Source organism: Dyella acidiphila (genome assembly GCF_014863405.1).
Lineage (GTDB): Bacteria > Pseudomonadota > Gammaproteobacteria > Xanthomonadales > Rhodanobacteraceae > Dyella_B > Dyella_B acidiphila.
Genome location: NZ_JACZZA010000003.1, coordinates 74,742 through 98,344, shown reverse-complemented (window position 1 = coordinate 98,344; position 23,603 = coordinate 74,742). Strand labels below are relative to the sequence as shown.

Annotated in this window: 18 protein-coding genes; 12 read left to right on the top strand and 6 right to left on the bottom strand. The window is 63.6% G+C overall.

Going from position 1 to position 23,603, the window contains the following annotated elements; translation table 11 throughout:
- Positions 1-60: 60 nt before the first annotated feature.
- Together IGX34_RS07300 and IGX34_RS07295 are read right to left on the bottom strand one after the other, a co-directional pair.
- Positions 61-837 (bottom strand): hypothetical protein, encoded by a 777-nt coding sequence (locus IGX34_RS07300; RefSeq protein ID WP_192555052.1) that lies wholly within the window; start codon positions 835-837, stop codon positions 61-63.
- 29 nt (positions 838-866) lie between these two features.
- Entirely contained in the window at positions 867-1,499 is a 633-nt protein-coding gene (locus IGX34_RS07295; protein ID WP_192555051.1) for a thymidine kinase, read from the bottom strand.
- A 205-nt stretch (positions 1,500-1,704) separates the two neighbouring features.
- On the opposite strand from IGX34_RS07295, the gene IGX34_RS07290 reads away from it, so the two are divergent.
- Together IGX34_RS07290 and bluB are read left to right on the top strand one after the other, a co-directional pair.
- On the top strand, positions 1,705-3,687 hold the full coding sequence (locus IGX34_RS07290; RefSeq protein ID WP_192555050.1) for a UvrD-helicase domain-containing protein: 1,983 nt from the start codon (positions 1,705-1,707) through the stop codon (positions 3,685-3,687).
- Between the two features lie 9 nt (positions 3,688-3,696).
- Positions 3,697-4,392 (top strand): 5,6-dimethylbenzimidazole synthase, encoded by a 696-nt coding sequence (gene bluB / locus IGX34_RS07285; protein WP_192555049.1) that lies wholly within the window; start codon positions 3,697-3,699, stop codon positions 4,390-4,392.
- 92 nt (positions 4,393-4,484) lie between these two features.
- Here the strand turns inward: bluB and IGX34_RS07280 are convergent, their stop codons facing one another.
- Positions 4,485-5,504 (bottom strand): AI-2E family transporter, encoded by a 1,020-nt coding sequence (locus tag IGX34_RS07280; RefSeq protein WP_338015431.1) that lies wholly within the window; start codon positions 5,502-5,504, stop codon positions 4,485-4,487.
- A gap of 89 nt (positions 5,505-5,593) precedes the next feature.
- Here IGX34_RS07280 and IGX34_RS07275 point away from each other — a divergent pair, with 89 nt between their 5' ends.
- From IGX34_RS07275 to IGX34_RS07260, 4 genes are all read left to right on the top strand, one after another.
- Positions 5,594-6,487, top strand: a complete 894-nt coding sequence (locus IGX34_RS07275; RefSeq protein ID WP_192555047.1) for a 5'-nucleotidase, lipoprotein e(P4) family — start codon at positions 5,594-5,596, stop codon at positions 6,485-6,487.
- Positions 6,488-6,931: 444 nt separating this feature from the next.
- Positions 6,932-7,789, top strand: coding sequence for a hypothetical protein (locus IGX34_RS07270; RefSeq protein WP_225737296.1), 858 nt, complete (start codon positions 6,932-6,934; stop codon positions 7,787-7,789).
- Positions 7,790-7,974: 185 nt separating this feature from the next.
- Positions 7,975-10,713 (top strand): glycerol-3-phosphate 1-O-acyltransferase PlsB, encoded by a 2,739-nt coding sequence (gene plsB, locus IGX34_RS07265; RefSeq protein ID WP_192555046.1) that lies wholly within the window; start codon positions 7,975-7,977, stop codon positions 10,711-10,713.
- Positions 10,714-11,023: 310 nt separating this feature from the next.
- On the top strand, positions 11,024-12,154 hold the full coding sequence (locus IGX34_RS07260; protein WP_192555045.1) for a YXWGXW repeat-containing protein: 1,131 nt from the start codon (positions 11,024-11,026) through the stop codon (positions 12,152-12,154).
- Between the two features lie 226 nt (positions 12,155-12,380).
- Here IGX34_RS07260 and IGX34_RS07255 read toward each other — a convergent pair whose 3' ends face one another.
- On the bottom strand, positions 12,381-13,295 hold the full coding sequence (locus IGX34_RS07255) for a LysR family transcriptional regulator (RefSeq protein WP_192555044.1): 915 nt from the start codon (positions 13,293-13,295) through the stop codon (positions 12,381-12,383).
- Positions 13,296-13,398: 103 nt separating this feature from the next.
- Here IGX34_RS07255 and IGX34_RS07250 point away from each other — a divergent pair, with 103 nt between their 5' ends.
- From IGX34_RS07250 to IGX34_RS07225, 6 genes are read left to right on the top strand one after another with little or no spacing between them, the layout of a single operon-like run.
- A complete protein-coding gene (locus IGX34_RS07250) occupies positions 13,399-14,628 on the top strand; it encodes an acyl-CoA dehydrogenase family protein (protein WP_192555043.1) in 1,230 nt (409 codons plus the stop codon).
- Complete coding sequence (locus IGX34_RS07245) at positions 14,625-15,695, top strand: phosphotransferase family protein (RefSeq protein WP_192555042.1); 1,071 nt, start codon at positions 14,625-14,627, stop codon at positions 15,693-15,695. Before IGX34_RS07250 ends, IGX34_RS07245 begins: the two co-directional genes overlap by 4 nt.
- Positions 15,696-15,697: 2 nt before the next feature.
- The gene (locus tag IGX34_RS07240) at positions 15,698-16,387 is read left to right on the top strand and encodes a histidine phosphatase family protein (RefSeq protein ID WP_192555041.1); all 690 of its coding nucleotides are present in this window, start codon (positions 15,698-15,700) and stop codon (positions 16,385-16,387) included.
- Positions 16,388-16,412: 25 nt separating this feature from the next.
- Positions 16,413-17,183 carry an SDR family oxidoreductase gene (locus IGX34_RS07235; protein ID WP_192555040.1) on the top strand — a complete coding sequence of 257 codons (771 nt, stop codon included), beginning with the start codon at positions 16,413-16,415 and terminating at the stop codon, positions 17,181-17,183.
- Between the two features lie 16 nt (positions 17,184-17,199).
- On the top strand, positions 17,200-17,988 hold the full coding sequence (locus IGX34_RS07230; protein WP_192555039.1) for an SDR family oxidoreductase: 789 nt from the start codon (positions 17,200-17,202) through the stop codon (positions 17,986-17,988).
- A gap of 21 nt (positions 17,989-18,009) precedes the next feature.
- Positions 18,010-19,026 (top strand): NADP-dependent oxidoreductase, encoded by a 1,017-nt coding sequence (locus IGX34_RS07225; protein WP_192555038.1) that lies wholly within the window; start codon positions 18,010-18,012, stop codon positions 19,024-19,026.
- Positions 19,027-19,193: 167 nt separating this feature from the next.
- On the opposite strand, the gene IGX34_RS07220 is transcribed toward IGX34_RS07225, so the two are convergent.
- Positions 19,194-20,084 carry an alpha/beta fold hydrolase gene (locus IGX34_RS07220; RefSeq protein ID WP_192555037.1) on the bottom strand — a complete coding sequence of 297 codons (891 nt, stop codon included), beginning with the start codon at positions 20,082-20,084 and terminating at the stop codon, positions 19,194-19,196.
- A 318-nt stretch (positions 20,085-20,402) separates the two neighbouring features.
- Entirely contained in the window at positions 20,403-23,363 is a 2,961-nt protein-coding gene (locus IGX34_RS07215) for a S8 family serine peptidase (protein WP_192555036.1), read from the bottom strand.
- Between the last annotated feature and the right edge of the window lie 240 nt (positions 23,364-23,603).

Genomic DNA, 23,603 nt, shown 5'->3' with positions numbered 1-23,603 from the left:
AACGATGCCCCGTGTCGCCGAGATCTGTTGGGTTACGCTGCGCTAACCCAACCTACGTAGCTACGCTTCGCCCTTGGGCCAATAGAAGGCTGCATAGGTGTTGTTGAACTGCGGATCGTCATAACCACCGCCCAGCTCGGCGGTGAGACCGCCAAAAATCCCATCCACTTCCAGCGCCTGCCCATCCTTGAAGTGGGCACCCAGCGCCTGCAGCTCGACCAGCCGCTGGCATAGCGCACCGGCGCGGTCGATCTCCTGCGCCGGCACATCGTGCAGGCTGATATCGGGACGACCGAACTTGCGCAGTCCGCGCGTATGAATCCATACACGGTCGGAATCGTCTTCTTCATCGCGCAGGATCAGCACGTGATGGCGCAGCGGCGCACCATCCTTGACCAGGTAGCGCCTGCGCCATTCCTCGGCACTGAACAAGCTGAGGATCTGCGGATCGAGAATCGCCACGCCGCCGATATCGAGCAGGCCGGCAAGCACCCCGTAGATATCGCGCAGATAACCCGTATCGGCACTGTCCTTGAAGCGGCCGCGCACTACCAGTACCTGCTGGGCGGCGATCGCCTGTTCGAACGCCTCGGGCGCATCGTTCTGGAACAGCTCGCCCAGCGGTCCTTTCAGCGGATAGCCTTCCCACTCGCGCAAGGCCGCGTTGTAGTGGCTGCTCAGCTCTACTTCCTCGGGCAGACCGTCGCTGCCGTACTGCTCGGAAGGCACGCGAATCGGCTGGAACTGGCCGAATACGTAGAACTGCACGATGATTTCCTCATCGCTGGGCTGCCAGTGCGGACGCTGCCAGGCGGGGAAATAAAGCGGTTGGCTCATGAGTGGGTCCTTGTTCTTGTCGGCGCGGCTCAGTGCTGGCCGTCCAGCGGCAGCCCGGGCTGTTGCAATTCGATCCGGCCATGCCCCTGGGTGATCTTCTTGAACTCGGCGCGGCTCACCGAGACATAGCGTTCGTTGCCGCCGATCTCAACCTGCGGGCCTTCGGTGATCGCGCGGCCCTGTTCGTCCACGCGCACCACCATGGTCGCCTTGCGGCCGGTGTGGCAGATGGTCTTGATCTCTTCCAGGCTGTCCGCCCAGGCCAGCAGATAGCGGCTACCCTCGAACAACTCGCCGCGAAAATCGGTGCGCAGGCCATAGGCCAGCACGGGAATATTGAGGTTGTCGACCACGTCGGTGAGCTGCCACACCTGTGTCTTGCTCAGGAACTGCGCTTCATCGACGAAGATGCAATGCAGATCGCCGTGCGCGGCAATATCGGCCTGCACCATTGCAAACAGATTGGCGGCGCTGCTGAACCGCTGCGCCTCGGACTTCAGGCCGATACGCGAGGCGACGATGCCCTCGCCATAGCGGTTGTCCAGCGCCGGGGTCAGGATCAGCGTACGCATGCCGCGCTCATAATAGTTATAGGCGCTCTGCAGCAAGTTGGTGGTCTTGCCGGCATTCATCGCCGAATAATAGAAATACAGCTTGGCCATGGTCCCCTACCGCATATGTGGCTGCACATGGTACCGCCAATTGGATAGCCGGCCCGGAATTGCCGGGCCGCCGGCCCGGGTCCGGTTTACTAACGTCTTGTCCGCGCTGGAATATCCGCGCCGGCACTGATTTACAGCGGCATCCGTGCCGCGCCGCTGCTACCATCATGCACCGCGCCCAGGCGCACCACGCTCCGCCGCACGCATGCTCAATCCCCAACAACTGGCCGCCGTCGAACACGTCGAAAGCCCGCTGCTGGTGCTCGCCGGCGCAGGCTCCGGCAAAACCTCGGTGATCACGCAGAAAATCGCGCACCTGGTGCAGCGGCGCAAACTGGCTGCCTCGAAGATCGCGGCGATCACCTTTACCAACAAGGCGGCGCGCGAAATGCGCGAGCGCGTCGGCAAGCTGGTCAGCACGGAAGACGCGCAGGCGCTTACCGTCTGCACCTTCCATGCGCTGGGCCTGAAATTCCTGCAGATCGAACACGCGCGCGCCGGCCTCCGCCGCGGCTTTTCCGTGCTGGATGCGGACGACAGCGAGAACATCGTCAAGGAGCTGGCGCCCAAGGGTGCCAAGCCGGATGTACTGTTCGGCCTGCGCAACCTGCTCAGCCGCGCCAAGAACAGCGGCTTGTCGCCGGAAGAAGCACTGGCTGCCGCACGCAGCCCGCGCGAGCTGGAAGCGGCCACCATCTACGAGCTTTACCAGCAGCGCCTGGCTGCTTTCAACGCGGTCGATTTCGACGATCTGATCCGCCTGCCGCTGCGCATCCTGGAGTCCGACGAAGAATGCCGCAACGGCTGGCGCGAACGCCTGCGCTATCTGCTGGTGGACGAATACCAGGACACCAACGATGCCCAGTACCGCCTGCTCAAGTCGCTGGCCGGCGAGCGCGGTGGCTTTACCTGCGTGGGCGACGACGACCAGTCGATCTACGCCTGGCGCGGCGCCAATCCGGAAAACATCGACCAGCTCGGCAAGGACTGGCCCAGCCTGCGCGTGATCAAGCTGGAACAGAACTACCGCTGCGGCAAGCGCATCCTGCGCGCCGCCAACCAGATCATCGCCAACAATCCGCACCTGCACACCAAGAAGCTGTGGAGCGAGCATCCGGAAGGCGCGCCGATCCGCGTGATCGAATGCAAGGACAACGAGCACGAAGCCGAACGCATCGCCGGCATGGCCGCCACCCTGGCAGAGAAGCACAAGGTGCGCTGGCACGACATGGCGATCCTGTATCGCGGCAATTTCCAGGCGCGCCCACTGGAAAAAGCACTGCGCCTGGCGCGCGTGCCGTATCACCTCACCGGCGCACTGTCCTTCCTGGACCGTGCCGAGGTGAAGGATCTGCTGTGCTATCTGCGCCTGCTCACCAACCCCACCGATGACGCGGCCTTTCTGCGCGTGGTGAACGTACCCAAGCGCGAGATCGGCTCGACCACGCTGGAAAAGCTTGGGCAGATCGCGCAGACGCGGCATTGCTCGCTGCTCGAAGCCACCCGCAGCGACAGCGTGCTGCGCCAGCTGAGTCCGCGCCCGGCCGCCGCACTGGCTTCGTTTTCCGAACTGCTGGACGAATTGCGCAGCGCCTCGCTGCACGAAAGCGCCGCCGATCTGGTGGACCGCGTGCTGACCCGCACGCAGTACGCCACGCATATCGCCACCAGCACGGCGGACGTCACCCTGCGCGATCGCCGGCTGGGCAATCTGCGCGAACTGTCCGACTGGTTCCGCGCCATGCAGCGCGGCGGCAACAGCGTGGGCGACCTCGCCTCGCAGCTGGCCCTGCTCAGCCACGCCGATCGCGACGAACCGGGCAATGCGCTGCGCATGATGACCCTGCACTCGGCGAAAGGCCTGGAGTTCCGCTTTGTCTTTATCGTCGGCTGCGAGGAAGGCACGCTGCCGCACGATGGCGCCATCGACGAAGGCCGCATCGACGAAGAACGCCGCCTGATGTACGTGGGCATCACTCGCGCAAAAGAGCTGCTGACGCTGTCCTGGTCCTCCAAGACCAAGCGCTACGGCGAAATTCACGCCAACCAGCCCAGCCGGTTCCTGCACGAACTGCCGCAGGACGATCTGCACTGGGAAGGCAAGGATCCGGAAGCCGACAAGGAGGCCGTGCGCGAAACGGCCGAGTCGCATATGGCAAAGATTGCCGCGATGCTGGCCGGCAACTGAGAGCGCGCCATGAGCAAGCACGGCTTTCCCGACGAGCAACGCGCAGGCCTGTATCGCGCCATCCACGAACGGCGCGATGTACGTTCGCAATTCCTGCCCGACCCGATCGCGCCCGAAATCCTCGTGCGCCTGCTGCAGGCTGCGCATCACGCGCCGTCGGTGGGCTTTATGCAGCCCTGGGATTTCGTGGTCATCGACAGCCTGCAGATCAAGCGCGCGGTGAAGGCACTCTACGATGACGCCAATGCGGACGCCGCCGGCAATTACAGCGGCGAGCGCGGCGCGCAATACCGGCGCCTGAAGCTGGAAGGCATCGTCGACAGTCCGATCAACCTGTGCATCACCTGCGATCGCCAGCGCGGCGGCCCACACGTGCTTGGCCGCAACACCATGCTGGAAACAGATCTGTTCAGCACCTGCCTGGCAGTACAGAACCTGTGGCTGGCGGCGCGCGCCGAAGGAATCGGTGTGGGCTGGGTGAGCATCGTGGATCCGGCACTGCTGGCCCAGACGCTGAAACTGCCGGAGCAGGTGTATCCGGTCGCTTATCTGTGCCTGGGCTATGTCAGCGAATTTCTGCCCAAGCCCGAGCTGGAAATGGCCGGCTGGCGTTCGCGGCTGCCGTTGCAGCAACTGCTGCACAGCAATACCTGGGATGGCCCGATTGAAGATGCCGCATTGCTGTCGGCTATCGGCGACACCTGACCAAACACCTTAGGTTGGGTTAGCGCAGCGTAACCCAACAATGCCTCGTGGCGTCGATGGAGATTTGTTGGGTTACGCTGCGCTAACCCAACCTACACCAGTCCATCGTCTTCAAGCTCGCTCTTGAGGCAGGCGTAATAGATCGGCGCCGCAATCAGGCCGGCCAGGCCGAACGCCGCCTCCATCACCAGCATCGCCACCAGCAACTCCCACGCACGCGCACGAATCTGCGTGCCGATGATGCGCGCGTTGAGGAAATACTCCAGCTTGTGGATCACGATCAGAAAACCCAGCGCCGCTGCCGCCACCCAGATCGATACCGACAGGCCGGCAATGGTGACCGCCGTATTGGAAATCAGGTTGCCGATCACCGGCAGCAGCCCGGCCAGAAAGGTGATCACCACCAGCGTCTTGGCCAGCGGCACATGGATGCCCAGCAGCGGCAGGACGCCGAGCAGGAAGATCGCGGTGGCGGCGGTGTTGATCAGTGAAATCTTGATCTGCGCGAACACGATGTTGTGGAACGAGTCGGCCAGATGACGGCAGCGCTCGCTCAGCGCTGCCGCCAGGGGTCCCACCTGATGCGCGGGCCGCGCACGGTTGAGCGCCATCAACGCACCCAGCACCATGCCGACCATGATGCGCACCAGCACGCGTGCGGTTTCCTTGCCCAGCGTCTGCAGGCTCAGCGCATGCTTGCGGGTGAGATCCATCGCCATCACGCGCAGCTCATCCACGCTGTCGGGCAGCCGGTTGGTGATGGCGAACGGCAATTGCGCACGCGCCTTTTCCACCAGCGGCATCAGCTGCTGCTGCCAGAGCAGATCCGGATCGCCCATTTCGCGCCGGAAAAAACTCACCAGCCACACCACCAGCATGGTCAACAGGCCCACCACCACCGCGCCCAGCACGGTAACCACCACCAGCCGCGCCCGTTCGCCGGAGATGCGCCGGCCCAGCAGCGGCGTCATCGCATGTACCAGTTCGTATACCAGCAGGCCGGCGAGCAGCGCCGGCAATAGGTGCAGCAGCAGTACCAGCAGCAAGGCAAGCGCGGCAAGCACATAGCTGGCGAGGCGGATGCCGTAGCCGGTTTCGGAGGATGCAGGCACGCGGTGACCTATGCGGGAGCCGATTCTGGACAAGTCTGTCATAAACTTGCGCCATCCTTTGCGGACTTCGTTTTCATACAGGGTGTTGCATGTCCAAATTTCTGCCCGTCGCACTGAGCACCTTGCTGCTTGGCGCCTGCGCCAGCCAGGCGCCGCATTCCCCTTCGCCCACGGCGGCGGCAGCGCCTGCGCAGGCGACCGCAGCGCCGGTTCCCGCCGACGACAACCTCAATGCGGTGGCCTGGAGCCAGACAGCGATCGAGCATGACCTGATCTACCTGGAAACCTATCGCAGCGCGCAATCACAACTGCTTACCGCGCTGCGGGACAAACACTGGGATGCACTGCCGGCCGACGATCGCATCGCACCCTACAAGGGCCTCAAGCCTGCGGTGGTGCTGGATATCGATGAAACCGTGCTGGACAACTCGCCTTATCAGGCGCGCCTGATCCGCAGCGGCGGCGAATACAACGAAGCCGACTGGGCCAAGTGGTGCAAGGAAGGCACCGCACGCGCGCTACCCGGCGTGGTGGAGTTCACGCAGTTTGCCGCCAAACATGGCGTGGCGGTGATCTACATTTCCAACCGCGCGCAGGATCTGGACCAGGTTACGCTGAGCAATCTGCGTGCGGTCGGCCTGCCGGTGTCGGGGCCGGACGCCTTCCTCGGCCTGGGCACGGTGCTGCGCGGCTGCGATCAGGTCGGCACGGAAAAGAACTGCCGCCGTCAGCTGGTCAGCAAGCACTATCGCGTGCTGATGCAGTTCGGCGATCAGCTCGGCGATTTCGTCAGCGTGCTGAGCAATACGGACGGCGGCCGCGCCCAGGTGATGGCGCCCTATACCAAGTGGATCGGCAGCCGCTGGTTCGTGCTGCCCAATCCCACCTACGGCTCGTGGGAACCGGCGCTGTTCAATAATGAGTGGAGCACGCCGCGCGACCAGCGCCGCCAGCAGAAGATCAATGCCTTGCGCGTTGACTAACTTTAAATATCAATAACTTACATATTTATATCTAAAGTATTGCCTGAAGTTCGGCGGATCCGTATCATGGGCTCCGCCGAATCCTGCTGACCTCCAATTTTACTGCGGGCAACGGCCATTTCCCTTCCGGCGATGCCGGCATGACCCCGCGAGGCCCAACGCCCGTGGGGTTTTCTTTTTGCGTCCTGTGACCCGGGCCCCAGCCTGCGCAAAGCGGTGCGATGCGGAACTACGTGTCGACACGAAACAGGCTCTAAGATGCACCGCTGCCGATCCGGCGGCCGGACCCAGGCTGGGCCGCAACCGCCTTTCCATGTGAGAGAATCCATGCGTTTTCAAACACTTGGCCGTAGCCTGCTGGTTGTGGCGCTGCTTGCGCTGGGCGCCTGTCACAAGTAGGAAGACAACGCCGCCACGCCCGGCGGCGACACCCCGGAAGCGGCCGTGCAGCAATCTGTGACGCTGATCAAGGCCGGCGACTTCGGCGGCTTCTGGCAACACGCCCTGCCCCCGGCCGACTACGCCAACCTGCGCGGCGACTGGAAACTGCGCTCCGACCAGCACCCGGTCACTGACGAGGACCGCGCCCATTTCAACCAGGCGATCCAGCAGCTCACCGCACCCAACGCAGAAAACACGCTGTACGACCAGCTCAAGCCCAAGCTCGCGCAGATGGAAGCGCAGTACCACGACCAATTGCCGGTGATGATCGGCATCGGCCAGGCGATCGTCACCACCGGCATCGCGCAGAACAAGACGATGACGGAAAACCAGAAACAGCAGACGCGCGATGCACTGAACGTGTTGCTGCCGTGGGCCCAGCAGACGCCGTGGTTCGATCAGGACAAGGCCAAACAATCGGTCGGCGTGGTGGTCGCCACGGCGCGCCAGCTCAACCTCAAAAGCGCGGACCAGGTGCAGAACATGGATTTCGACACCGCGATGAAGGACTACTCGGTCGCCTTCGGCGGCGCCAAGCAACTGCTGAACATCTACGGGCTGTCGGTGGACGACACGCTCAATTCGGTGAAGGTCAGCACCATCGGCATGGACCATGGCCAGGCCCACGTAAAAATCGACTACACCCTGCTCGGCAAACCGCTCAGCACCGATTCGCAGCTGGTGCTGGTGGATGGCCGCTGGTACAGCAAGGATCTGATCGACAGTGCGCGCGCAGAACACGAGCAACTGCTGCACCCGCATGTGCCCGCCAACAGTGCCAGCGCACCGGCGCCGACCGGCAGCGCGCCTGCGCCGGCCGGCAGTTCGGCGGCGGGGTCCGCCGTGGCGGCCAAGCCGTAGCGCCTGCGACGGGGCCAGTGAGCGCCTGACCTCCGCCGGATCGCCAGCAGGAGCGGACCTGCGCCACCATAGCGGTGGAGCGGGCGCGTGCCTCCGGCCGATCGATGCATAGCGGCACGAACCGCGAAAATCCCGCCTTCACACCGCGATCACAGCCGCCAACCCGCTAACGATAGAATATGCAGATGCCGACTATGACGACCGCGGAACCGACCTACCGCAGCCGCGCCCCTTGGTGGTTCAACCTCGCCGGGCACCTGCTCGAACCCTGGGTGCGCATTCGCCGCGACCCGGCCGAACCGGCGACGCTGCTCAACAGCGATGCGCCGATCTGCTATGTGATCGAGCGCGACGGTTTTTCCGATGCACTGATCCTGGACCGCGCCTGCCGCGAAGCCGGCCTGCCCAGCCCGATGCAGCCCTTGCCGCTGGCGCGGCGCAAGCGCTCGGTATTCGCCTTGGCGCGCCGCGATGGCGAAGTATTCGGCCGCAATCGCAAGCGCTCGCCGGATGGCCCGATCGGGCAGCTGATCCGCTCGCTGGAAGGCTTCCCCGAGCGCGACGTGCAGATTGTGCCGGTATCGATCTACGTCGGCCGCGCACCATCGCGCGACACCGGCTGGTTCAGCGTGCTGTTTTCGGAAAACTGGGTGGTAGTCGGCCGCTTCCGCCGCATGCTGGCGCTGCTGCTCAATGGCCGCGATACCGTGGTGCATTTCTCCGCCCCGGTGTCGCTGCGCGCGGTGATGAACGAAAGCGCGGAACTGCAGCCCGAGCGCTTCGCGCGCAAGATGGCGCGCGTGCTGCGCACCCACTTCCGGCGCATTCGCGCGGCGGTGATCGGTCCCGATCTTTCGCACCGCCGCACCGTGGTCGATGCCGTGCTCAACGCCGAACCCGTGCGCAGCGTCATCACCGCCACGGCCGCCAAGGAAGGCATCAGCTACGCCAAGGCCTGGGAACGCGCACACAAGATGGCGATGGAAATCGCCGCCGACTATTCGCACCCGGTAGTGCGCTCGCTGTCGTTCCTGCTGCGCAACTTCTGGAACAAGTTGTACGACGGCATCACCATGCATCACTTCGATAAGGCCCGCGCTGCCGCGCCCGGCTACGAAGTGGTGTATGTGCCCAGCCACCGCAGCCATGCCGACTACCTGCTGATGTCCTATCAGCTGCACGCTTCCGGCGTGGTGGTGCCGCATATCGCTGCCGGCGTGAACCTCAACCTGCCGCTGATCGGCCCGCTGCTGCGCCGTGGCGGCGCGTTCTTCCTGCGCCGCAGTTTCAAGGGCAATGCGCTATATCCGGTGGTGTTCAACGAATACATGGCGCAGCTGATCGACCGTGGCGTGCCGATCGAATACTTCATCGAAGGCGGCCGTTCGCGTACCGGCCGGCTGCTGGCGCCGCGCGCTGGCCTGCTGGCGATGACGGTGCGCGCCTTCCTGCGCGCACCGCGCCGTCCGGTGCTGTTCCAGCCGGTCTACATCGGCTACGAAAAGCTGATGGAGGGCAAGAGCTATGCGGGCGAGCTGTCGGGCAAGCCCAAGGAAAAGGAATCGCTGGTCGGCCTGATCCGCGGCCTGGGCGTGCTGCGCCAGCGCTACGGCCATGTTGCGCTGAATTTTGGCGAGCCGATCGAACTCACGCCCATGCTCGATGCCGCCAGCAAGGAATGGCGCCACACCACCACCGATCCGAGCGCCAAGCCCGAATGGTTCAACAATGTGGTGGATGCGCTGGCCGAAAAGATCCAGATAAATATCAACCGCGCCGCCGACGTCAATCCGATCAACCTGCTCGCGCTTGCACTGCTGTCCACTCCCAAGCATGCGATGGCGGAAAACGACCTGCTCACCCAGCTGGAATTGATGAAGGCGCTGCTGGAAGAGCTGCCTTATTCCGATCGCATCACGCTGACACCGATGGCGCCCGACGCCATCATCGGCTACGGCGAACAAATGGGCTGGGTGACGCGCGTGCGGCATCCGCTCGGCGATGTCCTCACGGTGGAAGGCGAGCCGGCGGTGTTGCTGAGCTACTTCCGCAACAATGTGCAGCACCTGATTGCGCCGGCCGCCTGGGTGGCGTGCTGCTTCCTCAACAACCGGCGCATGACGCGCGCCTCGATCCTGCGCCTGGGCCGCATCATCTATCCCTTTATCCAGGGCGAGCTGTTCCTGCCCTGGGATGGCGAAGGCTTTGCGCAGCAGTTGCAGGCCACCATTGATTTCTTCGTGCGCCGCGGCTTGCTTGAAGCCACCGGCGATGGCCGCGTGATGGAGCGCAGCCCCGGCCAGGAAGACGCCGCCTATCAATTGCGGGTAATCGCGCGCGGCCTGATCCAGGCTTTCGAGCGCTACTACATCGCCATCGCCGCACTGGTAAAGAACGGCCCGCACAGCGTCACCGCGGCCGAGCTGGAAAATATCTGCACGCTCACCGCTCAGCGCCTGAGCTTGCTGAGCGAACCGTCCGCACCCGAGTTCTTCGACAAGGCGCTGTTCCGCGGCTTTATCCAGAAGCTGCGTGAACGCCGCGTGGTGTGGACCGACGACGAGGGCAAGCTCGACTACGACGGTGCGCTGGAAGGCATGGTGCGCGATGCGCGCGTGATCCTCGCGCGCGAGATGCGCCATTCCATTCTCAAGATCACCGGCGGCGACGCGGAGAAGGAAAGGGAAAGGGAAAGCACCCGCACTGCACCGGTGGAGGCGCCGGCCCCGGCTGCCGCAGCGGCCGCTCCCATCGCACCGCCGCCGACGGCCAAAGCGGAAGAAGAACCTCGCGACGCAGAGCATTCGGGCGAGCAGCAGGAACTGCCGTTGAATACCAGCGAAGAGCTGCACCAGCGACACGTGATCGCGGAACATCACGAACATGACCATCCGCACGCATCGAATCACGAAAACAAACACTGACGGCGTGACATGAGAAAAAAGCGCGGCGTGAAATACGCTGCGCTTTTTTTATGCGGCGTTGTAAGTTTCGCGAAGTGCAACCGTCAGTCATGCGCAAGCGTGGCCGCGACGATGTTTTCGCCGTTGCCGTTTATTCAAACCGGGCGGTTTTAAGCATCATCAATCACTTGGCAGGCGGGCACACGCCAATCACCACGCTATTTTTCTAAAAACTTTGCATTTGCGGTTTTCGCCACACGCGGCGCTCAGCTTCTTTTCCCGATTTTTGCGCTACGGTCCTGGCCGCCCACATCCGGCGGAGAGGAATGACATGAAAGCTTGTCCTTTTGCGCGCAAGACCCAGGCCCGACTCACGGCAATGACGATGAGCATCACCACGGTCCTGATGGGCGCATCGCCCCTGTTGATCACCACGCCGGCACAGGCCGGCATTGCCATCGGTATCGGCATCTCGGTCAACGTCGCGCCGCCGCCGCTGCCGGTTTACGTACAGCCGCCCATTCCGACTGTCGGCTATATCTGGGTGCCCGGCTATTGGGCGTGGGCCGACGGCGGCTACTACTGGGTCCCCGGCACCTGGATCGAGCCGCCGTTCGTCGGCGCGCTATGGACGCCGGGCTATTGGGGCTGGGTGGGTAATGTCTACGTCTTCCACGAAGGCTACTGGGGCAGGACCGTCGGCTTCTACGGCGGCATCAACTACGGCTACGGCTACACCGGCGACGGTTATGCCGGCGGCCATTGGGGCCCTGGCGGCTTCTACTACAACCGCACGGTGAATCAATTCGGCGGCGTGCACGTCACCAATGTGTACAACCAGACCGTGATCAACAACGTCACCGTCAATCATGTGAGTTACAACGGCGGCAGCGGTGGTGTTGCCGCACAACCGACATCACAGCAACGCGCGTATGCGCAGCAGCAGCACACGCCGCCGGTCGCCGCGCAGCAACAACACGTGGCCATGGCGACCCAGAATCCTGCGCTGCGCCTGGCCAACAATCACGGCAATCCATCGATTGCCGCGACGTCGCGGCCAGGCAACTTCAGCGGGCCTGGCGTGATCGGCGCACACGGTGCACCGGCGCCGCATCCGGCCGCAGCCGAACGCCCCGGCGCCCTCCCTTCGAGCCATTTCGCGCCGCATCCGAGTGCCGCCGCGGCACCGGCCGAGCGCGCCGCTGCACCGCACCCCGTGCCGCCGGCCGAGCAGCATGTCCCAGATACGCATGTGCCGCCCACTCAATTGCAACGACGCCCGGAGCCGACACCCGAACCGCGCGAGCAGGGTGCCGCACCGGTAAACCACGCACCGGCCCAGCCGGCCTATCGTCCGGAAGCGGCGCCGCGCAGCGCACCGCCACCGCGTCATCCCGCAGCAGCACCGAAAGCGGCGCCGCCTACGCATCCGGCCAAGGATGAGCGACACGACCAAGGTTGAAGCGGCCGAGATTTGATGCTTTTCGCAATAGTGCGGGCTTCACCCCACCCCAGCCCTCCCCTACTGCACGTAGGGGAGGGGGTAGATAGCGCAAGTTTGGAAATGGCGCTTGTCGACACGCTCCCTCCCCTGCTGGGCAGGGGAGGGTTGCACGCGCTTGCCGCAGAAACCACGCAACCGAGGTGTAATCAGGTCACTCCCAGATCAAGCCTCGAGCTAACCCAACCTACGGAGCGACGCCTGCAGCGATCGCATCGATCGCACATTGGCGAAACCACGCATGCGCCGGATCGTCATGGGTGGATGCATGCCAATACGCCAGAATCGGAAATGCCTTGAGCTTGATCGGCAACGGCACGATCGCCATCGGCAACAGACCGGACAAGTGGATGGCGTAGGAACGTGGCACCGTGAGCAGCAGATCGGTAGCCGCGGCGATCTGGCAAGCGGCGAAGTAATGCTGGCAAGTAAGCTTGATCTGGCGGAAATACCCACTCTGCCCCAGCAATACATCCAGCGCACTGGTTTCGCCCAGCGGCGATACGGTGACGTGGCCGGCGCCCAGATAATCGCCGCGCTTGAGCTGCGCCTGCAACGGATGCCGACGACGCATCACCACCACCAGGGTTTCGTCGACCAGATGCTGGCGCATGATCTGCGGCCCCGCATGCAAAGGGCGGTCGACCACCAGATCCAGCGTGCCGGCGCGCAATTCGCGATCGACTTCATCCGCAGCAATGCGATGACTGGTCACCCGCACGTGCGGTGCCTCGCGCTCGATGCGCGCCAGCAAGTCCGGCAACGCGATCGATTCGAGGATGTCGCGAAAGCCGACGGTGAATTCCAGCTCCAGGTGTGCCGGATCGAAACGCGGTTGCGCGCGCGTGCTCGCGTGCAGGCCTTCCAGATGCGCCTGCACGGCCGGCATCATCGCGCGCACTTTTTCGGTAGGCAGCAAACGGTTGCCCTGGCGGATGAACAGCGGATCGCCCAGATGATCGCGCAAGCGTTTCAGCGCATGCGTCACCGCCGGCTGGGTGAGATGCAGCACCCGTGCCGCCGCGCTCACGCCGCCATAGGTATAGATGGCATCGAGCACGCGGAACAGGTTGAGGTCGATGCGGGTATCGGTGCGATCCATGCCCCAAAGGTTATAGATATGGCTAATGGATAGCCATAAAGGATATTCATTTCAATAATCCCCCGGCAGGGGCGTAGGCTGGCCGGACCGAGGAGAGCCGCCCGTGGATTTCACCCCTTCCGCCCGTACCCAGGACCTGGCCGAACGCCTCCGGCGCTTTATGCGCGAACAGGTGCTGCCGGCCGAACCGGACTATGCCACCGCGCTCAGCGGCAGCACCGACCATCGCAGCTGGCGCCAGCCGGCCATCATGGAAACGCTGAAGGCCAAGGCGCGCGAAGCCGGCTTGTGGAATCTGTTTCTGCCCGATGCCGAACACGGCGCCGGGCTCAGCCACACCGAATATGCGCCGCTGGCGGAAATCATGGGGCATTCGTTTATCGCCCCCGAGGTGTTCAATTGCAGCGCGCCCGATAGCGGCAATATGGAAGTGCTGCATCGCTACGGCACGGCGGCGCAGCGCGAGCGCTGGCTGCAGCCGCTGCTGCTGGGCGAGATCCGCTCGAGCTTCGGCATGACCGAGCCGGAGGTGGCTTCCTCCGATGCCACCAATATGCAGGCCACCGCACATATCGATGGCGCGCAGGTGGTATTGAACGGTCGCAAGTGGTGGACCACCGGCGCGGGCCATCCGCACTGCCGCTTCGTGATCTTCATGGGCCTGAGCGATACGCAGGCCGATCCGCATCAACGCCACACCATGGTGATCTGCCCGCTGGATACCGCCGGCGTGAAGATCGAACGCATGCTGCCGGTGTTTCATCACTACGACGAACCGTCCGGGCATGGCGAACTGAGCTTCACCAACGTACGCGTGCCGCTGGACCACATCATTCTTGGCCCGGGACGCGGTTTCGACATTGCCCAGGGCCGGCTGGGACCGGGCCGCATCCACCACTGCATGCGTGCGATCGGTGCGGCGGAGCGCGCGCTGTCGTTGCTGTGCCAGCGCGCGCAGTCGCGCGTGGCCTTCGGCAAGCCCCTGTACGAACTGGGTGGCAATCCGGATATCGTGGCGAATCTGCGCATGGCGATCGAGCAGGCGCGCCTGCTGACGCTGAAAACGGCGTGGACGCTGGACACGCAAGGTACCAAGGCAGCGCTGAGCCTGATCTCGCAGATCAAGGTGGTGGTACCGGCGGTGGCGCAGCAGGCGGCGGATGCGGCGATCCAGATCCATGGCGGCGCCGGCCTTTCCGACGATTTCCCGCTGGCGCAGTTGTTCGCCTATGCACGCGTGCTGCGGCTGGCCGATGGGCCCGACGAAGTGCATCGCGCGGTAGTCGCCAAGCTCGAAGCGAAAGCGCAGCAGCGCACGGAGTATCGGCCATGAGCGGCACGCTGGACCAGGCACGCGCGCTGCGCGAGGAAGATGCGTTCGACATTGCGCGAGTCGATGCGTTCTTGAAACAGCATGTCGCCGACCTGCACGGCACGCCGACAGTCACGCAGTTCCCGGGCGGTGCTTCCAACCTTACCTACCTGCTCAGCTACCCGGAGCGCGAGCTGGTACTGCGCCGGCCGCCGGCAGGCGCCAAGGCGAAGTCGGCGCACGATATGCTGCGCGAGGCGCAGGTGATGGCAGCGCTGAAACCGCACTATCGCTATGTGCCGGCGATCCTGGCCAGCTGCGACGACGAAGCGGTGATCGGCCAGCATTTCTATGTGATGGAACGGCTGCGCGGCAGCATCCTGCGCCGCGACCTGCCGCCCGCGCTCGGCCTCGATGCCGATGGCGTGCGCGCGCTTTGCCACAGCTTCGTCGACCGCCTGGTGGAACTGCATCAGGTGGATGCCACGCAACCCGCGCTGCAGCAGATCGGCAAAGGCGAGGGCTACATCGCGCGGCAAGTGTCCGGCTGGAGCGAACGCTGGCGCCAGGCGGCAACCGAAGGCACCGACCCGTGCGAGGATGTGCTGCACTGGCTGGCGCACAAGCAGCCGGCGCACGACAACGCCACCTGCGTGATCCATAACGACTACCGTTTCGACAACGTCGTGCTCGACCCGCTGCAACCGCTGCACATCATCGGCGTGCTCGACTGGGAAATGGCCACACTGGGCGATCCGCTGATGGACCTGGGCGGCTCGCTGGCCTACTGGGTGCAGGCGGACGACGATGCCACTTTCCAGTCGTTCCGCCGCCAGCCGTCGAATGCACCCGGCATGCTGACCCGGCGCGAAGTGATCGACTACTACGGCAGCCGCACCGGCTGGAGCGTGGACAACTTCGACTTCTACGAAGTGTTCGGGCTGTTCCGCCTGATGGTGATCATCCAGCAGATCTACCGCCGCTTCGCCCTGGGCCAGACCACCAACCCGCAGTTCGCCAGCTTCGGCGACGCGGCGCGCTATATGGGTGCGCGCTGCCGACGCATCATTGCGCACTCGGTGCTGTAGCGATGCGCAGCGTGTTGCTGATACGCCACGGACAGGCCAGCTTCCGCGCGGCGGATTACGATCATCTGTCCGAAGTAGGCGAAGAGCAGTCGCGCCGGCTCGGCGCATGGCTGGCCAGCTGCGGCGAAGTGCCCGATCTGGTGGCGATCGGTCCGCGCCAGCGCCATCGCCGCACGGCGGAACTGTGCCTGGCCGCAGCCGGCATCGATCGCCCGCTGCTGCAGCTCGATGGCCTGGACGAGGTCGACCATCAGGAATTGCTGGCGCGCCTGCGCCCGGATCTGGCCGAAGAAGGCGCCTTGTACCGCGCCCTGAAGCAGACGCCGGATCCGTACCGCGCCTTCCAGGAGATGTTCGCGGCAGCCATTGCACGCTGGGTGGAGGGCGAACATGACGCCCAATACACGCAAACCTGGTCAGGCTTTCGCGCGCAGGTGCTGCAGGCACTAGAGGTATTAGCCGGGCATCCGGCCAAAACCATCTGGGCGTTCACCTCCGGCGGACCGATCGCCGTACTCGCCAACCGCGTGCTCGATGCGCCCATCGCGCAGACCTTCACGCTGAGCTGGCCACTGGTCAATACCAGCACCACCCGCCTGCGCCTCGGCCGCAACGGCGCCTCGCTGGTGACCTACAACGCATGGCCGCATTTGCAACGCAGCGAAGACCAGTCCCTGGTTACGCTGCGCTGAGCATCCACTTTCCAGGATCACTTCCATGACCGATACATCGCCTTTCAACCTCGCCGGCAAGATCGCCATCGTGACCGGCGCCAGCCGCGGCATCGGTGCAGAGATCGCCAGGCTGCTGGCAGCACAGGGCGCACATACCGTGGTATCCAGCCGCAAACAGGCGGATTGCGAAAAAGTGGTCGACGAGATCGTCGCCGCCGGTGGCTCGGCCGAAGCGATTGCCTGCCATATCGGCGAACTGGCGCAGATCGAGGCGCTGTTTGCGCAGGTCGAAGAACAGCATGGGCGGCTGAATATTTTGATCAACAATGCCGCCACCAACCCCTATTTCGGCCCGATTGCCGATACCGAGCCGTCGGTGTTCCAGAAGACGGTGGATGTGAATATCCGCGGTTATTTCTACATGTCTGCGTATGGCTCCAAGCTGATGGCGAAGCGCGGCGGCGGCTCGATCGTCAACGTCGCCTCGGTCAATGGCGTGGTGCCCGGCTTCCAGCAAGGTATTTATTCGATCACCAAGGCGGCGGTAATTTCGATGACCAAGGCGTTCGCCGTGGAGTGCGCCGAATCCGGCGTGCGCTGCAATGCGCTGCTGCCGGGCCTTACCGATACCAAGTTCGCCTCGGTGCTGGTGAATACGCCAGCGATCCTCAAGCAGGCCCTGGCGCACGTGCCGATGCGGCGCGTGGCGCAGCCGTCGGAAATGGCCGGCGCCGCACTATATCTCGCCTCCGATGCAGCCTCGTACACCACCGGTGCGGTGCTGAATGTCGATGGCGGCTACCTCAGCGTTTGAACCAAGGGCACGGGCCATGACCACACCTTCTGCACAACGCGTCGCCGGCAAGCGCGCTTTTATCACCGGCGCGGCCGGCGGCCTGGGCGCCGCCACGGCGCGCATGCTGGCGCGACACGGCGCCAAGGTCTTCCTGACCGACATCAACGCTGCCGCAGTGCAAGCGCGGGCGGCGGAGATCAACGGCGAAATCGGCAAGCAGGTGGCCTGGGCCGCGCAACAGGATGTCAGCGACGAGGCAGCATGGAAACACTTGCTGTCGCAGGCCGTGCAAGCGATGGGCGGCCTGTCGGTGCTGGTCAACAACGCCGGCATCGGCTCGCTCGGCGGCGTGGAGCAGATCGCGCTGGACGAATGGCGGCGCGTGATGAGCGTGAACGTGGACAGCATCCTGTTCGGCTGCAAATACGCGCTGCCCTATCTGCGCCAGCAGCAGCCGGCGTCGATCGTGAATATCTCCTCGCTGGCGGCGTTCAAGGTCGACCCGAACTACACCGCCTACAACACCTCCAAGGCCGCCGTGGCGATGCTGACCAAGTCGGTGGCCATCGATTGCACCAGGCAGCAGATCGATGTGCGCTGCAACTCGATCCATCCGGCCTTTATCCGCACCGGCATCGTCGCCCCGTTCTTCACCGCGCTGGGCGAGGAAGAAGCCACGCGCAAGCTGACGCGCAGCATCCCGATGAAACGCCTGGGCGATCCGGACGATGTCGCCTACGCCGTGCTTTATCTCGCCTCGGATGAAAGCCGCTACGTCACCGCCGCCGAGCTGGTGATCGACGGCGGCGCCTGTGTTGTTTGAATATCTGCCGGAGCCAACACCATGTCATTCGTCAACCGCCAATTGCGCCTGAAGCATCGCCCGGAAGGGCTGGTCAAGCGCGAAGATTTTGAATTGCAGCAACAACCCGTACCCGAACTGAAGGACGGCGAGGTACTGGTGCGCGTGCTGTACCTGTCGATGGATCCGACCAACCGGGTATGGATGAGCGACGTTCCGCAATACATGCCGCCGGTGGCGATCGGCGAGGTGATGCGCGCGCTGGGCATGGGCCGGGTGCTGGCATCGAAATCGCCGCACTACACCGAAGGCGATCTGGTGCAAGGCCTGCTGGGCTGGCAGGACTACGCGGTAATCAGCGACCAGCGCCGCAAGGATTACGTAAAACTGCCGAAGAACCTGAGCGTACCCCTGCCGACCCTGCTGGGCGCGTGCGGCTTCAGTGGCATTACCGCCTATTACGGCCTCACCGAGATTGCACCGGTGCAACCCGGCGAAACGCTGGTGGTATCTGCCGCCGCCGGCTCGGTAGGCTCCATCGCCGGGCAGATCGGCAAGCTGCGCGGCGCACGCGTGGTCGGCATTGCCGGCGGCGCCGACAAATGCCGGCACCTGGTACAGGAGCTGGGCTTCGATGCGGCGGTCGACTACAAGGCCGACAACTGGAAGCAGGCGCTGGCCGAAGCCACGCCGGATGGTGTGCACGTGAATTTCGAGAACGTCGGCGGCCCGGTGATGCGCGGCGTGCTGTCGCGCATGGTCAACGGTGGCCGCGTGGCGCTATGCGGACTGATCGCCAACTACGCCAGCGGCGGCAAGCCCAGCGACGACTACAGCGTGATCATCGTGAAGCGGTTGACCGTGCGCGGCTTCCTGGCGTTCGACTATGCCGATACGCAGAAGGCAGTGCAGGACCTGGTCGGCTGGGTGATGAGCGGGCGCATCAAGGCGGAGGAGACCATCGAGGATGGGCTGGAGCATGCGCCGGTGGTGTTGAACAAGTTGTTTGACGGGACGCACCGCGGCAAATTGCTGCTGCGCGTGGCGGACGACGCGTAACGTTGGTCGATGCAGCGCCCCTGCGGCATCGTTCCCGCGCAAGCGGGGCGAAGCGCGTGGAAAGTCCGAAGCGCAGTATCGCTGGGGCGTGCAGCGAATCATCCATCTTGATACACATGCGTAAAGCCAAAATGGATTCCCGTTTTCTCGTTGAAACGGGCGAAGGCTTACGGCGTTCCCTGCTTGTTGGTTTCTTGCATGTTGAAAGACAAGCTGCGCTCCAGCAGGGATGAACGCTGCTCGGTGTCCAACGTATCGGCATACGCTTTGACGATCGCATTGATAACCAGAGCGGGGTTGTCATGGAAAATATAGTGCCCCGTTCCGACCGCGAGGATACCTTTCCGGTTCGTAGCGGCGCGCGCAAATTGTTGATGGCAATCCTCCCAATGCTGCCTTTCAGCTTCACTTGAGAAAGGAGGGTGCTGCGAGACGATATCGGTTACCGGAATGGAAGGGGGAAACGCAACTTTCCGCATCACGTCGGCCATCGCCCGGTAATCGCTCAACAAATAGTACACACCCGGCCGGTGGGCCTTGAAATCGCCCATTTGTCCTTTATAGGTTTTCTCGGTGATATCCAATTCCTCGGGAGTCAGGAAGCAACTCTCCGTGGCATCGATTAAAACTATCGATTTCACCCTGTCAGGATGTCTTGCGGCATACAACTCGGCGTAAAGCCCTCCTAACGAATGCGCAACCAACATGATGCTCCCGTCATAGCCTAGCGCCTTGAGGCCTTTTTCAAGATCGCTTACGCCGTTGACGATGCCGTGCCTTTTTCTATCCAGGCCGCTCTTTCCGAATCCCGGCCTGTCATAGGCAATCAATGTGGCATTGGTGATGCGTGCCAGCGGCGGCAGGATGCCGCTCCAAACGGTCGAATCGTCGCCGCCACCTGCTTCAAACAGGATGGGCATGCCCTGGCCCTTGATGACGTGGAAATTCAATTGATTTCCACCTACATCGACCTGGGTGTCGGTAGTTTGGCTCATCGCGAAGGACGCGCTCAGAGAGTAGAACAAAAATGCAAGCTGGATGAATCGTTTCGCCAACATGCGCGCACCCTTTGTCGATAGAAGCAGCCGCCCCGGCACGAGCGAGAGGCTAATTTCACGAAAGTACCTGCAAGGGACAGCACGACCACAGATGCATCATGCGAACGGAGGGTTTAAAAGTCGCGCGAACTTCTTTCTTGGCAGTTGGCCGAATGCCCAAGTGAGTAGGGAGGGCAGGCCGCAATCATGGTCGGTACGCCTCTTGGCACCATTGAATGAGCAGTACGAGCGCCGTCGCACCGTACCCAGGTCCGCGTTGGGTGGCGGCACAGTCCAGGCGAAAACGGCGCAAGACCTCATGCCTCGCTAAACCACCGATCAAAAGCGAAACCGCGCGCCCGCACTGATCATCCCGGCATCCGTGCGCCCACCCGTGAACTCGCCACTGAGATCCACGAACCAGCTCCAGCGGCTCGCCAGCTGCGTACTCACTTCCACCCCGGCCCAGCCACTGCCGCGCGGCGAATTCACGCCTTGCAGCTGGAACGTCGCGGCAGGTGCCCCGGCATAGGCGGCGGTAAACGCCAGGTTGCTGCCGCTGGCCAGGCGCTGATACAGCGCATACGCCTGCAAGGTGGTCTCGCCGCCCTGCCAGCGCCATTGATGCGCAAGCCGCGCACCGAGCTGGCCGCTGCTCTGCTCGAAACTCGCCGCCGCGGCAGCAATCCCGAATCCGCCTGCGCCGCTTTCATCGATCTGGCCGCGCGCGAGTTTTTCAAAACTCGCCGCGACGAAAGGTGTCAGTGTCCAGTCGGCTGCATGCAGCACATAGCCGGTTTCGCCGTACAGCGTGGTGAGCCGGTCCTTGCGCACACTGGCGATGGCAGCGCTGTTGCCGCCGAGCATGGCCCAGCGGCTGGTGCTGCTGTGGATCCAGTCTTCGCCTGCGCGGCCGCTGACATAGGCGGCGCCGATATCGTAGCGGCCATACAGCATCGCACCGAAGGCACGCGAACTGCCGCTGCCGGCCTGCAAATCGTAGTTGGCATCCAGGCGATTCCAGTCGGCTCCCACGCCGACCGTGGCGCTATCGCCGATCGCCATGTCATAGCCCGCCACCGAGCCACCGCCGCTGTAGCTGCCGGTGGCGTAGCCGCTTTGGCCGATATCGCCACTGGCGCCGGTGGCCTGCAGCCATGCACCTTGCCGATCCGGTGCATCGTCGATGCTGGCCAGCCGATCGGCGACCGAACGGTTGATGATGCCACCCTGCGCAAAGGTCAGTGCCTGCGAGGACACCAGCATCTGGCCGGACAGCGAATTGATCGATGCCTGCGCCTGCTCAAGCGAGCTGACGCGCAGAAACTCTCCCTCTGCACTGAGGAAGGCACTGTTGCCGGACGCACCGGCGGCCGGCGTGTAGGTTTGATTCAACGCCGTCTGAATATGTTGTGCCGTCTGCTGGGTGGTCGCGACATTCGGCATCGAACTGGCCGCCACTCCAGCTACCTGCGGACCGTAGAGCAGCACATCCACTTCCGTCGGCGTGTAGCTCAGCGAACCGCTGCCGAACACACTGCCTTGCACCACCAACGTGCCGAAGCGGCCGGTCACGCCGCCCATCGCCTGCAACACCATGCCGGCGGTATTGCTGGCGCTATTGCTGATTACGGTAAGCGTAGAACTGTTGAGCGTGGCCTGATTCGAAATGGTGATCGGCGAGCCCAGTGCCACCACGGTATTGGCCGACGAAGAAGCGCTATAGCTGCCATGGATCTGCAAGGCGGAGGAGGATGCCTGCGGCACGCCGTTGAGTGTGCCGCTATTGCTGATCGCACCGGCGAGCACGCCCGATGCAAATAGCGATGCACCTTGTGCAATCGTGATGTTCGCTGCCGAGAGCGAATTTCCACTGACGAAGCTGCCGCCGTTGATGGCGACATTGCCGCTGAAGCTGTCGGTGCCGGTCGCCGTCAGCGTACCGCCATTGACGTTGATGCCGCCGAAGCTGTCGTTGCCGGTCAGGGCAAGACTGCCGGCGCCGTCGAGCTGCAGCGTGCCGCTGCCGCTCATATTGTTGGAGAACACGCCGGATGCGCCGCTGGGTATGTTTACGTCGAACACGCCCCAGTCCAGCGCGCCCGGGCCGTTCACCGCCGCCGCCGCATTCACCAGGCCGTAGCCGTACAACGCCGGATCGCCGAGCGAGGTCGCCGTACCGAGCAAGGTTTCCTGCACGTTGTTGCCGGTGAAATAAGGAAAGCGCTGCCACACCAGGGCCGCCACGCCGGTGACGATCGGCGCCGAAAAAGAGGTGCCCTCGCCTGCGCCGGTCGAGAACGACGTGCCGGTCACCGGCGAGAAGGTGAGATTGCCTGGTGCCGCCAGACACCACGCCGCCGCCACTCCGCAACCGTTGGAAGGCTCTGCACCGTTGTCCAGACCGACAACTTGACCGGAGGCGTTGATGATCACATTCACCACCGCCAGCCAGCCTTTTTGCAGCGAGGGCTCCAGATAAGGCAGCCCCGGCTCCACATTCGGCTGGCCATGGCCGCTATTGCCCGCCGCCCATATCAGCAGGCTGCCTGCGTTCACTGCCGGCTGAAAATATGCCTGCTCCTGCGCCACCAGGCTGCCCGCGCCCGTGCTTTGCGAGGTAATCGTCTGTTCGATGCTGTAGGAGTTGTTGAACAGGCGCACGCCCTGGTTGAGCAGATCGCTATAGGCCTGCGGCAGCAGATTCATGGCGAAGCTGCCCGAAGCATCGCCCACGCGCGCGACATATAGCGAGGACTGCGGTGCGACGCCGCCATAGAACGGATCGCCGATCGGACCATCCGCATTGGCGGTGCCGCCTAGAATCTGCGCTACGACCGAGCCATGTCCCAGCGGATCGGTGGGCGTGCTGTTGGACGGATCCACGTAATCGCGAAACCAGCTGATGCGCCCGCTCAAGGCGGGATTGCCGGCCTGCACACCGGTATCGAGGATGCCGACTTTTACACCCTGTCCTTGCACGCTGCTTGACGAGCCACCCGAGTTCCACGCCGTGGGTACGTTTTCCGGATCCAGTTGCAGGCGCAGTTCCGCAGCGACCTGCGCGGAGGTGATCGTCGACGAAGGTGCCGGTGCCGGCGTGGGTGCGAGGCCTGGTGTCAACGTCGGCGCCGGCGTGGGCGAATTCGTCGTGGTGGTCGGCGTGGAGGTGACCGAGGTGGTGGTCGGTGTCGCCGTGGACGGCTTCACATTGCCGTTGCCGCCGCCTCCGCCGCATGCGCTCAGCGAACCCGTCAGCGCCAGCGCCACCGAAAAAGCCAATACGTTGTTACGACCCATCACGACAACCCTGCTTATCAAGCATCGAGAGCAAACACGTCTCGTACGCGGCGATCGCCAGGGAAATCCGAGACACGCCATTCCCCTTGCGCCGGTGCAAAAGCACACGGCGCAGCCCTATTCAGTCGGCAGGAAAAAATGCTGGGACAAGCCCCATGCATGGCATCTCGAACAGCTGCATGCGGGGCGCCAACCATCGATTGCTGCAAAACCTGGGGAGGGTTGAAGCAAGGTGGATGC

Excerpts from the sequence above, each read along its gene's own strand:
- IGX34_RS07235 (WP_192555040.1), top strand. The coding sequence starts at position 16,413 with ATGACCGATACATCGCCTTTCAACCTCGCCGGCAAGATCGCCATCGTG.
- IGX34_RS07230 (WP_192555039.1), top strand. The coding sequence starts at position 17,200 with ATGACCACACCTTCTGCACAACGCGTCGCCGGCAAGCGCGCTTTTATC.
- IGX34_RS07275 (WP_192555047.1), top strand. The coding sequence starts at position 5,594 with ATGTCCAAATTTCTGCCCGTCGCACTGAGCACCTTGCTGCTTGGCGCC.
- IGX34_RS07220 (WP_192555037.1), bottom strand. The coding sequence starts at position 20,084 with ATGTTGGCGAAACGATTCATCCAGCTTGCATTTTTGTTCTACTCTCTG.
- IGX34_RS07245 (WP_192555042.1), top strand. The coding sequence starts at position 14,625 with ATGAGCGGCACGCTGGACCAGGCACGCGCGCTGCGCGAGGAAGATGCG.
- IGX34_RS07255 (WP_192555044.1), bottom strand. The coding sequence starts at position 13,295 with ATGGATCGCACCGATACCCGCATCGACCTCAACCTGTTCCGCGTGCTC.
- bluB (WP_192555049.1), top strand. The coding sequence starts at position 3,697 with ATGAGCAAGCACGGCTTTCCCGACGAGCAACGCGCAGGCCTGTATCGC.
- IGX34_RS07240 (WP_192555041.1), top strand. The coding sequence starts at position 15,698 with ATGCGCAGCGTGTTGCTGATACGCCACGGACAGGCCAGCTTCCGCGCG.
- IGX34_RS07290 (WP_192555050.1), top strand. The coding sequence starts at position 1,705 with ATGCTCAATCCCCAACAACTGGCCGCCGTCGAACACGTCGAAAGCCCG.
- IGX34_RS07260 (WP_192555045.1), top strand. The coding sequence starts at position 11,024 with ATGAAAGCTTGTCCTTTTGCGCGCAAGACCCAGGCCCGACTCACGGCA.
- IGX34_RS07215 (WP_192555036.1), bottom strand. The coding sequence starts at position 23,363 with ATGGGTCGTAACAACGTATTGGCTTTTTCGGTGGCGCTGGCGCTGACG.
- IGX34_RS07225 (WP_192555038.1), top strand. The coding sequence starts at position 18,010 with ATGTCATTCGTCAACCGCCAATTGCGCCTGAAGCATCGCCCGGAAGGG.
- IGX34_RS07300 (WP_192555052.1), bottom strand. The coding sequence starts at position 837 with ATGAGCCAACCGCTTTATTTCCCCGCCTGGCAGCGTCCGCACTGGCAG.
- plsB (WP_192555046.1), top strand. The coding sequence starts at position 7,975 with ATGCCGACTATGACGACCGCGGAACCGACCTACCGCAGCCGCGCCCCT.
- IGX34_RS07295 (WP_192555051.1), bottom strand. The coding sequence starts at position 1,499 with ATGGCCAAGCTGTATTTCTATTATTCGGCGATGAATGCCGGCAAGACC.